10 protein-coding genes are annotated in these 13,252 nt (G+C 62.0%); 2 read left to right on the top strand and 8 right to left on the bottom strand.

Annotated features, from left to right (window positions below):
- Nucleotides 1-14: 14 nt before the first annotated feature.
- Nucleotides 15-2,111, top strand: a complete 2,097-nt coding sequence (locus AC1DWZ_RS10395) for a dipeptide ABC transporter ATP-binding protein (RefSeq protein WP_477168815.1) — start codon at nt 15-17, stop codon at nt 2,109-2,111.
- Between the two features lie 113 nt (nt 2,112-2,224).
- Here AC1DWZ_RS10395 and putA read toward each other — a convergent pair whose 3' ends face one another.
- Nucleotides 2,225-5,395: a bifunctional proline dehydrogenase/L-glutamate gamma-semialdehyde dehydrogenase PutA gene (putA, locus tag AC1DWZ_RS10390; protein ID WP_477168814.1), complete on the bottom strand. Its 3,171-nt coding sequence runs from the start codon at nt 5,393-5,395 to the stop codon at nt 2,225-2,227.
- A 195-nt stretch (nt 5,396-5,590) separates the two neighbouring features.
- On the opposite strand from putA, the gene AC1DWZ_RS10385 reads away from it, so the two are divergent.
- Nucleotides 5,591-6,466, top strand: a complete 876-nt coding sequence (locus tag AC1DWZ_RS10385) for an alpha/beta fold hydrolase (RefSeq protein ID WP_477168813.1) — start codon at nt 5,591-5,593, stop codon at nt 6,464-6,466.
- Nucleotides 6,467-6,477: 11 nt separating this feature from the next.
- Here AC1DWZ_RS10385 and AC1DWZ_RS10380 read toward each other — a convergent pair whose 3' ends face one another.
- The 7 genes from AC1DWZ_RS10380 to gatA form a co-directional block, all read right to left on the bottom strand.
- Nucleotides 6,478-6,831 (bottom strand): hypothetical protein, encoded by a 354-nt coding sequence (locus AC1DWZ_RS10380; protein ID WP_477168812.1) that lies wholly within the window; start codon nt 6,829-6,831, stop codon nt 6,478-6,480.
- A complete protein-coding gene (locus AC1DWZ_RS10375; protein ID WP_477168811.1) occupies nt 6,828-7,235 on the bottom strand; it encodes a hypothetical protein in 408 nt (135 codons plus the stop codon). The genes AC1DWZ_RS10380 and AC1DWZ_RS10375 overlap by 4 nt, the downstream gene beginning before the upstream one ends.
- 117 nt (nt 7,236-7,352) lie before the next feature.
- A complete protein-coding gene (locus AC1DWZ_RS10370; RefSeq protein ID WP_477168810.1) occupies nt 7,353-8,153 on the bottom strand; it encodes a creatininase family protein in 801 nt (266 codons plus the stop codon).
- A gap of 10 nt (nt 8,154-8,163) precedes the next feature.
- A complete protein-coding gene (locus AC1DWZ_RS10365; protein ID WP_477168809.1) occupies nt 8,164-9,174 on the bottom strand; it encodes a sterol desaturase family protein in 1,011 nt (336 codons plus the stop codon).
- A gap of 109 nt (nt 9,175-9,283) precedes the next feature.
- A complete protein-coding gene (locus AC1DWZ_RS10360; RefSeq protein ID WP_477168808.1) occupies nt 9,284-10,210 on the bottom strand; it encodes a hypothetical protein in 927 nt (308 codons plus the stop codon).
- Nucleotides 10,211-10,298: 88 nt separating this feature from the next.
- Nucleotides 10,299-11,774, bottom strand: a complete 1,476-nt coding sequence (gene gatB, locus AC1DWZ_RS10355; RefSeq protein ID WP_477168807.1) for an Asp-tRNA(Asn)/Glu-tRNA(Gln) amidotransferase subunit GatB — start codon at nt 11,772-11,774, stop codon at nt 10,299-10,301.
- Between the two features lie 5 nt (nt 11,775-11,779).
- Nucleotides 11,780-13,252, bottom strand: coding sequence for an Asp-tRNA(Asn)/Glu-tRNA(Gln) amidotransferase subunit GatA (gatA, locus tag AC1DWZ_RS10350; RefSeq protein ID WP_477168806.1), 1,473 nt, complete (start codon nt 13,250-13,252; stop codon nt 11,780-11,782).

The following is a 13,252-nucleotide window of genomic DNA, read 5'->3' as shown; positions in this document are numbered from 1 at the left end:
AGGGATCGCCGAAGATGAGCACCAGCGCCGCCATTGCCGAACGCCCACCGGAGCCCCAGGCTGGCCGGAAGCCGATCCTGGAACTGCGCAACGTCTCGATTTCCTATTTCGTCCGGGCGGGTGAACTGAAGGTCGTCCCCAATATCAGCCTCACCCTCTATGAAGGCGAAGCATTGGGTCTGGTCGGCGAGTCCGGTTGCGGCAAATCAACCGTCGCTTTCGCCATCATGAAGTATCTGGGTGGCGCCGGCCGCGTCACCGGCGGGCAGATCCTGTTCGAAGGACAGGATATGACCAAATTGTCGGATGCCGAGCTGCGCAAGATTCGCGGCGGCCGCATGGCGATGGTCTACCAGGATCCGATGAGCAGCCTCAATCCGGTCATTCCGGTCGGCAAGCAGCTGATGGAAGTGCCGTTGGTCCATTCCAATGTCAGCGAGGCTGAGGCTTATAAGCGCGCGCTGCTCATGCTGACGGAAGTCAATTTGCCCGATCCGGAGCGCATCATGACGCGCTACCCGCACCAGCTCTCGGGTGGCCAGCAACAGCGCGTGGTCATCGCCATGGCGTTGATGTCGGAACCTTCCTTGCTGGTCATGGACGAACCAACCACCGGCCTCGACGTCACGGTCGAAGCTGCTGTCCTCGATCTGGTGGCGCAGCTGCGGCGCACGCGCAACAGCTCCATCGTCTTCATCAGCCACAATCTGGGTACGGTGGTGCGCATCTGTGATCGTATCGGCGTCATGTATGCCGGTGAGTTGGTCGAAGAAGGCCCGATCGGCGAAGTGTTCCGCGACCCGCGGCATCCCTACACGCGCGGCTTGCTGAATTGCATCCCGACGCTCAATGCCGACAAACGCAGCCGGCCGCTCAGCGCCATTCCGGGCCAGGTACCCCCCATCCTCAATCGTCCGGTTGGCTGCATCTTTGCGCCGCGCTGCCCGGATGCTGACGGCCCGCGCTGCACCGCCGCTGCCATCCCGACCAGCACCTACGGCGAGTCCGGCCATCACCGCGTGAAATGTGTGCGGATGAATGAGTTGCCGAAGCATGCCCGACCGACTGCAAACGCCGCCATGGCTGCCAACACCGATACCGGCAACCATCAGGAGGTGTTGACGCTGGACGGACTGAAGAAAACGTATCATCAGTCCATCGGCATGTTCGGCGCCACTGGCTACGATGTGCATGCAGTTGATGACATCACCCTTGCGGCCCGGCATTCCGAAACCCTGGCAATCGTCGGTGAATCGGGTTGCGGCAAGTCGACCCTGGCCAAGGTTCTTACCGGCATCGAATTGGCGACCGGCGGCAAAGTGACCCTGGCCGGCAAGGATATCGGCAATACCGCGGTCGAGAACCGCGACGGTGACACCAAGCGGTCAGTCCAGATGGTGTTCCAGAACCCGGAAAGCACGCTCAATCCCAGCCATACCATCGGCTATGTGATGGAGCGTGCCATTTCCAAGCTGAAGCGGATCAGCAGCAAGGAAGCGCGCACGCAGGTCAACGGGTTGCTGCAGACCGTGAACCTGCCGCTGGAATTTGCCAATCGCAAATCGCGCCAATTGTCGGGTGGGCAGAAGCAGCGTGTCGCCATCGCGCGTGCGCTAGCTGGCGAACCTGAATTGATCCTGGCGGACGAGCCCGTATCCGCCCTCGACGTCTCCGTCCAGGCCGCGATCATCAACCTGCTGGTCGATATCCAGAAGAAACGCGGCTCGACCCTGCTGTTCATCAGCCACGACCTCTCGGTCGTGCGGTACCTGGCTGACCATGTCGCCGTCATGTATCTCGGCAAGGTGATGGAATTCGGGTCGGTGGCCGACGTCTTCGCACCACCCTACCATCCCTATACCGAAGCGCTGATGTCGGCAGTGCCGATTGCCGATCCGGACGTGAAGCAGCGCCGCATCATCCTGGAAGGCAATATCCCCAGCCCGCAGAACCGGCCCAAGGGTTGCCCCTTCGCAACGCGTTGCCCACGCAAGGTGGGAGCGATCTGCGACGACACCCCGCCGCCCGAGCAGGTCTCGCCCGCCGGCCACCGCATTGCCTGCCATATCCCGATGGCGGAACTGGCGACCGCGACGCAGGTGGTGTTCTAGGCAACCCCTCACCCCAACCCCTCTCCCCAAAGGGGCGAGGGGCTTAAGGATGAGGCTCGGTCGAAACTCCCTCGCCCCGCGCTTGCGGGGAGAGGGGCGGGGTGAGGGGTGCTTTAAACGCCACCCTCTTCTTCCAAGCTCAGCAGACTCGCATTCCCACCAGCTGCCGTCGTGTCGATGGTGAGGGTGCGCTCTGTCGCGAAGCGGTGCAGGTAATGCGGGCCGCCGGCCTTGGGACCGGTGCCGGACAGGCCTTCGCCACCGAATGGCTGCACGCCGACGACCGCGCCGATCATGTTGCGATTGACATAGGTGTTGCCGACCCGCAGCCGCTCGGCGATGTATTTGACCTTGCCGTCGATGCGGCTGTGGATGCCGAGCGTGAGGCCATAGCCGGTGGCATTGATCGAGGCCAGCACGTCGTCCAGTTTGTCGGCGGCATAATGCACCACATGCAGCACGGGCCCAAACACTTCGCGCTGCAGGCGATGGAGACCATCGATGCGATAGGCGACCGGGGCAAAGAAGTGTCCCTTGCCGCTGTCGCGGCCCGGACCCACCCGGTAGATCAGCTTGCCCTCGCGTTCCATGCGCGCGGCATGGGCATCCAAAACCGATTTCGCCTCAGCATCGATCACCGGCCCGATATCGGTTGCGAGCAAGGCCGGGTCGCCGACGCGCAGTTCGGCCATGGCACCCGACAGCATTTCCTCAAGCTTTACGCCGATGTCCTGCTGCACGAACAGCACTCGCAAAGCCGAGCAACGCTGGCCGGCACTCTGGAAGGATGAGATCAGCACATCGCGCACCACCTGTTCAGGAAGCGCCGATGAGTCGACGATCATCGCATTCTGCCCGCCGGTCTCGGCAATGAGCGGAACGATCGGCCCGTCCTTGGCCGCCAGCGTGCGGTTGATAAGACGTGCCGTTTCCGTGGAGCCGGTGAAGGCCACGCCAGCGATGCGCGGATCGCGCGTCAGCGGCGCACCGACATTGGGTCCATCGCCGGGCAGCAGATGGAGGACATCGCCGGGAATGCCGGCAAGATGCAAGAGCTTCACCGCGAATGCCGCGATCAGCGGTGTCTGCTCGGCAGGCTTGGCGATGACGCAATTGCCGGCCGCCAACGCCGCACTCACCTGGCCCATGAAGATCGCCAGCGGGAAGTTCCAGGGCGAGATGCAGGCAAAGACGCCGCGCCCCTGCATCAGCAGCTGGTTACGCTCGCCGGTCGGTCCGGGCAGCACCAGGGGTGCCCCGAAATCGGCACGCGCCCGGGCGGCGTAATAGCGGCAGAAATCCACTGCCTCGCGCAACTCAGCGATGGCATCGCCGATCGTCTTCCCGGCTTCGCGGATGCAGAGAGCCAAGATTTCACCGCGCCGCGCTTCCATGAGATCCGCGGCCCGGTCGAGGCAGGCTGCACGGGTGATGGCGCCGGTGGCGGCCCAATCCGGAAACGCGCGCGTGGCGCGCGAGATGGCATCGTCGACATCGGCCTGGGTCGCCTGGACGACGCGGCCGATGACCTGATGGATATCGGCCGGATTGACGACATCCTCGGTCTTGCCGGTCTTCTCGACGCCACCGATGATCGGGCCGGCGCTGACCGGGTTGGCGGCTGCCTTGGTGACGTCCCCTGCCAGCGCCAGCATTACCTCGGGATCGGTGAGATCGACACCGGCCGAATTCCTGCGTTCCGGCCCGAACATGTTGCTCGGCTGCGGAATACCCGGATGCGGTTTCGTTTTCAGCTTGCGCACTTGCATGATCGGATCGGCGACGATGGCATCGAGCGGTGCCTTCTCATCGACAATGCGGTTGACGAAGGAAGTGTTGGCACCGTTCTCGAGCAACCGGCGGACCAGATAGGCCAGCAGATCTTCATGGCTGCCGACCGGCGCATAGACGCGGCAGGGAATACCCATGGCTTCCGCCGGCGTCACCTGGTCATAAAGCGGTTCGCCCATGCCGTGGAGACGCTGGAACTCCAACTTCTCCCGCGCCGCCGCCTCGCCGCCCGCCATCTCGATGACGGCAGCCAGCGTATGCGCGTTGTGAGTGGCGAACATCGGATAGAAAGCCTGGCCGTCCGAGAGCAGGCGCCTTGCGCAGGCAAGATAGGACACGTCGGTCGAGACCTTGCGCGTGAAGACCGGATAATCCGGCAGGCCGCGCTCCTGGCTCCACTTCACCTCACTGTCCCAATAGGCACCTTTCACCAGGCGCACCATCAGGCGGCGGCGATTGCGGCGCGCGCAATCGGCCAGCCAGTCGATGAGTGGCAGACAGCGCTTCTGATAGGCCTGGATGGCAAGGCCCAACCCATCCCAATCCTTGAGCGAGGCGTCGCCGGCCACCGCTTCGATAATGTCGAGGGAGAGATCGAGCCGATCCGCTTCCTCGGCATCGATGGTGCACCCGATGCCGGCCTTCTTCGCGGCCTGCGCCAGCGCCACCACCTGCGGCACCAGTTCGCGCATGACGCGGCCTTCCTGCGCAAATTCATAGCGCGGATGGAGCGCCGAGAGCTTGATCGAGATGCCTGGGCCGACAATCGCACCTTTGCCCTTCGACGCCTTGCCGATGGCGGCGATGGCGTTGACGTAGGAGGCGAAATAGCGCTCGGCATCCTTCATGGTGCGGGCTGCTTCGCCCAGCATGTCATAGGAATAGCGATAGCCGCGCTTTTCCGCAGCTTCCGCCCGGTCGAGCGCCTCGCCGATGTCGCGGCCCATGACGAACTGCTTGCCAAGGATCTTCATCGCCTGCGTCACCGCCTGGCGGATCACCGGTTCACCACTGCGCGTGACCAGACGCTTCAAGACACCGCGGAGGTCGCTGCTGCTCTGGTCAAGCTGCATGATGCGGCCGGTGAGCATGAGCGCCCAGGTCGAGGCATTGACGAACATCGAATCCGATTCACCCAGATGGGCCGCGAAATCGGCGTCCTTCAATTTGTCGCGAATAAGCTGGTTGGCAGTCTCATTGTCGGGAATGCGCAGCAAGGCCTCGGCAAGGCACATGAGCACCACGCCCTCGCGGGACGACAATTCATAAGCATGCATGAAGGCGTCAATGCCGCCCTGGCCGACCCGGTTGCGTCGCACTTCCTCCACCAGTTTCCGGGCGCGGGCCGCGATCCGGTCCTGGGTCTCGGCCGGCAATTCGGCCTGCCCCAGCAGCATTTCGACGATGCCGGTCTCATCGGCACGGTAATGGGCACGCAGGCGCTGGCGGAGCGGGCTGGGTTCAGGGCTGGCAGCAGCGAAGATCATCGTCATGATTTGGATGGAGGACCTTGAAATTTCCCAGAGAAATCAATCTGTGACTAGCGTCCTGGGAGGGGTTGACCGGGAATCGCGGCGCACAGTCTAATCCGTTCCGCGGCAGAAGAAAGTGGGCGGCCCAGATCTTCCATAGGCAGGGCCGGCCCGCAGGCAAATACCCGGCACTTTGGGAAAGTGAGGAGTGGCAGCATGTTCGATGGCTTCAGCCGCTGGCAGGTCCAACTGAATGACCTCAGTTTCAAGGTCATCAAGGGCGGCGACGGCAGCCCGGTCGTGCTGCTGCATGGATATCCGCAGTCCCACCTGATCTGGCGGCACCTGGCGCCTGAGCTCGCACGCTCAATGGCCGTGGTCTGCATCGACCTCAAGGGCTATGGCGACAGCGCCGCCCCGGCACCGCTTGCCGATTCCAGCAACTATTCCAAGCGTCAGATGGCGGCCGAAGTGGTCGAAATCATGAAAATGCTGGGCTATGAGAAGTTTTCTGTTATCGGCCATGACCGTGGTGCCCGGGTCGCCTATCGGCTGGCTCTGGACTATCCCGATCAGGTCCACCGGCTGGTGCCTCTCGATATCATCCCCACGGCAACCTATTGGGAGCAGGCCGACCAGAAATTTGCCCTCGGCACCTTTCATTGGGGGTTCCTGGCTCAGCCGGGCGGCCTGCCGGAACATTTGATCGGTTCCGACCCCGATTTCTGGCTGGAATGGATCATCCGTCATTGGGCCCAGGACATGGCCGCTTTTCCCGACGATATCATGGCGGAATACAAGCGCTGCTTCCGGCGGCCGGAAGTCATCGCCGCCACCTGCGCCGATTACCGTGCCGGTGCCACCGTCGACGTTTCCCACGACCTTGCTGATTTGAAAGCGGGCCGGATGATCGAATGCCCGACGTTGGCATTCTATTCCGGCACCTTCGTCGATGACCAACGCGATCCGCTGAAGCAATGGCAGCGCTGGGCAAAGAAGGTGATGGCCGAGCGCGTCAACTCAGGGCATTTCATCCCCGAGGAAATCCCCGACCACATTGTAGGTAAGCTGCGCCAGTTCCTGTTGAGCTAGCGGGACCGCGTTCAGCAGCCCTGCTTGTCGGCAAGTTCGACCAGGCGCACGTTGCGCTGACGCACGACATTGGCTTCCTTGTTCGCCTCATCGCGCAAATCCAGGGTCAGCATGTTGGGCGGCACCATGACGCCATCGACAACGGTAAAATGGACATTGCGGCGATGAATCTGATCGTCGCGATCGACCAAGCGTGCCAAGGCCAGATTGTTGTCACTGGTTTCCCGCAGCAGATCCATGCAGCTCATATCCCTGTCATTGGGTCTGATCACCTGCGCCAGTTGCGGCACTTCGCCACCGCAAGCGCCGAGCAGCAAGGCAGCCATGCCCAGGACAGTGACTGTGCGCGTTCCCAACGGCGTCATAGCGGGCTCCATTCCTTGGGGTCCGGCCAACATTGTTCTTCCTGTGCCTGAGCGATGAGATGGCGCGCGCGCGTCGCAAGGGCCGATCCTTCGATCTGCTGCGGCGACGTGCCATAATCGCCCTCGACTGTCTGGTCCACCGCGAACCAGCCCGGCGGAAAGGCCAGGGACAGGCCCATGATCATGTCATTCTTTTCCTCAGCCCAGACCTGTTCCCGGACCAGGGCCGATTGAGCTGCATAATTGCTGGCGACTTCCTGGCGAATGTCTTCGCAGCTCATATACCGGTCGAAGATGGAAACCTCTGGCGTCGGATTGGCCATCCGGCCGCCGCAGCCAGCCAGAAGCCCAGCGCTGATCAGCGCCAGGGCCGCAAATGATGTCGACAGAGAAATTCTCGGCATGGCACATCCCCTTCCCCAGACGGGCCCTCCCCCATCAAGCTGAGCGGTCGCACTGTCTGGAGCCATTTCCGTAACTTACCTATTTTACGCCAGAAATTAGTTAATACAACCTTACGATCATTCCGTCAGCCGCCGGATCTGGCGCAAAGCTGCCTCGATTTTGAGTTCCAGCAGCTTCCGGCCCCGTGCAGCGCTGGCGCGTTCCGGTCGGCCGCTGGCGCCTTGCGCCGGCCAATCGGTGCCCGGTACCAGCAGGTCCCGGCGGACGGCGGCAGGGTCGACCGCCAGCAATTCCGAGGTCTCGCGGATACCGGCATGGCCGCCGATATCGGTTTCGCTTTCACCCTCACCCTTCAGCCATTCGACCTGGCCGTTGGTGGTGTAGTACTCATCGATCGCAAAGACACGAATGCCGGAGGCCTTGAAGGCGCCGTCCAACCGCGCAGCGACCACCGTTTGTGCCGCCTGATTGCCACCGGAATCGCCAATGAACAGGACCGTCTTGAAGCCGGTGGCAATGAAGCTGCGGGCGCTCGCTTCCAGGACCGCCGCAAACACCGGCTCCGGGAGACTGATGGTCCCTGGCGATGTCATGTGTCCTTCCGGTGGATCGATGTTGCCCTCCGGCACATAGGCCATCACCGGCGCCACCAACGTCTTGCCCAAGCGGCGTGCAATCTCGTCTGCCGTGTCATGCACGATGACATTGTGCTTGCCCAGAATGAGCTGAGGCCCGTTCTGCTCGGTGCCGCCCGTCGGGATGATGATGGTGGTCCAGCCCTGCGTCTGCAGCGCCTGGACCTCCGGGCTGGTCAAGCGCTCGAGGTCGACCTCGGGCGCGGCATGCGCCTGGTTGGACATGGCAGCGAGACCCAGCAACAGAACTCCCGCCAGGAGGTACGTTGGCCCCGGAATCATGTGACAGGAATCATGTCGATTTGTGGGTCGACTTCGCCGCCGACTGCGCGGCAAAACGCGCCATGATGTTGCGGAACGGCAGCAGGTAGAGCGCGCCGACATGATGGAATTTCGGCGCTTCGCCGGAATCGAGACCGATGGCAAATGTCTCGTCTCGTGCCGGGATATAGAGGGTTCCAAACATCCAGTCCCAAATCGAGAAGATGAACCCCATATTCGTGTCGAGATGGCGCTTTTCCATGCTGTGATGCACTTGGTGCATCCACGGGCTGATCAGGAGATAGCTGATGATGCGCGGATAGGCCATGGGGATATGCGAATGGCGCAGGTTGAAGCCGATCACATAGAACAGGAACATGACGACGTTGACGCCGACCACTTCATAGGTCACGACGGCGCCGGCGGTCAGATAATCAAAGACGGCAAAACTGATGCCACCTGCGACATTGGTCAGGTTGAAATTGAGAATGATCTCGACCGGATGCATGCGGTAGGCGGTAATCGGCGTCATCACCTCGGCCGAATGATGAACCTTGTGGAACTCCCACAGGACCGGAATGCGGTGGTGGAGATAGTGGAGCCACCACAACACCAGATCAACGAGCAGCACGGTGACCAGCGTGATGAGTATGGTCGTCGGCATGCCACGCGGCAGGATCGCGACATCGGCCGGCCCGAAGGTTGCTTCCAGCAGCCTGCCGACGGGGTCGGCAATCCATATCGGCAGGATGACGAAGAATGGGATCGCCAGGAACGACAGAATGCGATCGATCAGGAAGAATTTGTAGTCGGCCACCGCCGAGGGATGCAGATAGATCTGGCGCGGGAAGATATAGGCAAAGAGGCGCCCGGGAATCCCCGCCGCGTGGCGCCGCCTGGCAAGCGCATAGACGATCGCTGCACACAGCAGGCCCGTGCCGAGATAGAGCACGAAAACGCGCTCGTTCGGGTCGAAGAAATAGCGGGCCGGCTCCATCGCCGACGCCTGAATCTGCTGCCAAATGTCTTGCCAGTATTCCATGAGGGCGAGATTAGGCGACGATGGTGAAGAAAGTGCAAACGCCGAATTCGCCGCAATATGGCTCAAATTGCCGGGAATCTTTCCGCATTATCGGGAGCCCGTTGCTTTATCAGGCGTAAACTTCGATCCGCGTCTCAGAAACGGTGATCGTCTCGATCGTGATGTCCAGCGACGTGCTGGTGAAGGTCCCGCCGTCAAAGCTGCCGCCGACCTCGCCATCCTGCGGCAGAAGCAGTTCGCCGATCGCTTCGCGCTGACCAGCATCGATGTCGTTGAGGGCAGCATCCGCCTCTTCCTGCAGTTTGCGGAAATAGCGGTCTTCCTCGTCATCACTGCCGCGCCGCTTGGACCGGGCGAGTTGCGCCGCGAGTGCGATGATCCCCTTGGCTTGTACGACCGCACTCCGCGCATCGCTGCTGAGTTCATGGAGCGCCTTATAGGATTGCTCCAGGGTGCTGCCAGTGGGCTCGCTGATGCTGACGTCGGTCTCCGTCCCGCCACTATCGGGCGCTGCAGCGCTGCCTGAAGCCGATTGGGCCGCCGCGTTGGCGGCACTGGCCGTTGCCTGTGCGCTGCTGGCATCACTCGAAACACTACCGGCGCCAATGCCTTGCGCAATGCTGCGTGCGGCGGCGCCAATTTCCCGTGCCAGGCTCGCCGCTTCGGCCGCGATGCGGCGCAGTTGGCGCACATCACCGCTGGCGGCCAGCATCTGCAATTGCCGCCGCAGCCCATCCAGCTTGGCTTTTGCCTGACGCATCTTTTCGGCTGAGATGTCGGCATTGTCGTCGTCGGCCATCTTCTCCAGCCGCTTGACCGTGTCGAGCGTCGGTGCGTTCTTGGCCGCAGATTCCGGCGCCAATCGCCAGTAGCTGGCGACGGCGCTTTCATTCTTCTTCAGCGACCAGGTCAGCGGATTGCTGCTGGTTTCGCTCTTGTTTTTGGCGATCTGCTGGGTCGCATGCATATTCGCGTTGGTGGCAGCATGAAGCTGCCCCCGCTGAATAATATTGAAGATGCCGCTGCTAACGCCCATCGAGATACCCGTGTCACGCGTTCTCTCTAGGAATTAGTGTCGCACAAATAGCCTGTTGGCGCAAACGCCCGCCTTATGGCCGAACGTCTTAGGCCGCCAGTTTTGCCTTTAACCGTTCGTTAAGCATAGCCGGATTGGCTTTGCCGCCCATGGCGCGCATCACCTGGCCAACGAAGAAGCCGAACAATTTGTCCTTACCGGAGCGGTACTCGGCGACCTTGTCAGCATTGGCTGCCATGATCTTGTCGATCTCGACATCAATGGCCCCGGTGTCGAGCACCTGCCGCAGGCCCTTCTCATCGACGATGGCTGAAGCCGACTTGCCAGTCTCGAACATCTCGGTGAACACGTCCTTGGCGATGCGGCCGGAGATCGTGTTGTCCTCGATGAGACCGACGAGCTCGCCCAGCGCCTGGGCAGAGACTGGACTTTCCGTGATCGACTTGCCGACCGCATTCAGGCGCCCGAACAATTCCGAGGTCAGCCAGTTGGCCGTGAGCTTGGCGTCATGCCCCTTGGCCGCAAGCTCATAAAAGTCAGCGGATTCCTTTTCCGAGACCAGCACGCCGGCATCGTAATCGGAGAGGCCCAGATCCTTCACAAAGCGCGCGCGCTTGGCGTCCGGCAGTTCCGGCAGGCCGGCCTTCAAGCCTTCCACCCAGGCCGCGTCCAGCTTCAAGGGCAGCAGATCAGGGTCCGGGAAATAGCGGTAATCATGCGCCTGCTCCTTGGAGCGCATGGYGCGCGTCATACCCTTGCCCGGATCCCACAAGCGCGTTTCCTGGCGGATCGTACCGCCTTCCTCGATCACCTCGATCTGGCGCCGCGCCTCATGCTCGATGGCGGCCGCCACATAGCGGATCGAGTTCACGTTCTTGATTTCGCAGCGCGTGCCAAGAGGGTCGCCGACCTTGCGCACCGAGACGTTGACGTCGCAGCGCATCGAGCCTTCGTCCATGTTGCCGTCGCACGTCCCGAGATAGCGCAGGATCGAACGCAGCTTCTTCAAGTAAGCCGCCGCCTCTTCCGACGAGCGCATATCGGGTTCCGAGACGATCTCCATCAGCGCCACACCAGCGCGATTGAGATCGACATAGGTCTTCGAGGGATGCTGGTCGTGAAGGCTCTTGCCCGCATCCTGTTCCAGATGCAGGCGTGTGATACCGACCTCACGATGTTCACCCTCAGCGAGATCCAGCACGATGGTCCCTTTGCCGACGATCGGCTGCAGGAACTGGCTGATCTGGTAGCCATTGGGCAGATCGGCATAGAAATAATTCTTCCGGTCGAAGACGGAGGTAAGGTTGATCTGTGCCTTCAACCCCAGGCCTGTCTTCACCGCCTGCTCGACGCAGACCTCATTGATGACCGGCAGCATGCCGGGGAAGCCGGCATCGACCAGGCTCACCTGTGTGTTCGGCTCGGCGCCAAAATCGGTGGCGGCCCCCGAGAACAGTTTTGATTTCGAGGTTACCTGCGCGTGGACTTCGAGGCCGAGCACGACCTCCCACTTGCCAGTGCGGCCGTCGATCAGATTCTTGTCGTTGATCAAGGTATCGCTCATGTGCATCACACTCCCGCCGGCAGGGCGGTGAAATTGGCGGCCTTTTCCAGGGCCTGGGCGGAACGCAGCAGCGTCTCTTCATCGAAGGCGCGGCCGATCATCTGCAGCCCCAGGGGCAGGCCTTTGCTGTCGAGACCCGCCGGCACGGAAATACCCGGGAGGCCAGCCAGATTCACGGTCACGGTAAAGACGTCTTGGAGGTACATCTGCACCGGATCGTCCTCATTCTCATGGAAGCCGAAGGCCGCCGATGGCGTCGACGGCGTCAGGATCACATCGACATCTTTGAAGGCGTCGGTGAAATCCTTCAGGATGAGGGCCCGGATCTTCTGCGCCTGCAGATAATAGGCGTCGTAGTAGCCGGCCGAGAGCACATAGGTGCCGATGAGGATGCGGCGCTTCACTTCCTTGCCGAAGCCGGCGGCGCGGGTGAGTTCATACATCTCATCCAGCGAGTTGCCAGGCACGCGCAGGCCAAAACGCACGCCGTCATAGCGCGCGAGATTGGACGACGCTTCCGCGGGCGCAATGATGTAATAGGTCGGCAGCGCGTATTTGGTGTGCGGCAGCGAGATCTCCTTGATCTCGGCGCCCTGCGCCTTCAACCAATCGGCACCCTTGGCCCAGAGATCGCTGATCTCCTGCGACATGCCATCGACACGGTATTCCTTCGGGATGCCAACGCGCAGGCCCCGGATATCGCCAGTCAGGCCCTTGCGGAAATCCGGCACGGCCATTTCGACCGACGTCGAATCCTTCGGGTCGTGGCCCGCCATCGCACCCAGCATGATGGCGCAGTCTTCCACCGAGCGGGCGATCGGCCCGGCCTGGTCGAGCGAGGAGGCAAACGCAACGATGCCCCAGCGCGAGCAGCGGCCATAGGTCGGCTTGATCCCGACCGTACCGGTCAAGGCAGCAGGCTGGCGGATTGAACCGCCGGTATCGGTACCCGTGGCCCCCATGGCGATGCGCGCGGCGACCGCGGCTGACGACCCACCGGACGAACCGCCGGGAACGAGGTCTGTGCTGTCGCCTCTCCGCTTCCACGGGTTGATGACGTTCCCGTAGTAGGAAGTCTTGTTGCTGGAGCCCATAGCGAACTCGTCGAGGTTGAGCTTGCCCAGCATGACCGCGCCTGCCTTGAACAGGTTCGTGGTGACGGTCGATTCGTAGGTCGGCTTGAAGCCTTCCAGAATGTGCGAGCCCGCCGTCGTCTGCACACCCTCTGTACAGAACAAATCCTTGATGCCGAGCGGAATGCCATCGAGTGCGCCGACCTTGCCGCCGGCAGCGCGGCGCGCGTCGGACGCATCGGCCTGGGCCCGCGCCTTCTCCGGCGTCTCTGTGATGTAGGCGTTCAGGCCTTTCGCTGTGCCCATCTTTTGAATATGGGCATCGGTCAACTCCCGCGCCGAGAATTTCTTGGCAGCGAGCCCGTCGAGGGCCGCAGCAATGGTGAGATGCGTCAAATCGCTCAT

The sequence above is a fragment of the Dongia sp. P2_B8 genome, assembly GCF_056404715.1.
Note: the sequence above shows the minus strand (reverse complement) of the source record. Positions and strands in the feature narration are given on the sequence as shown.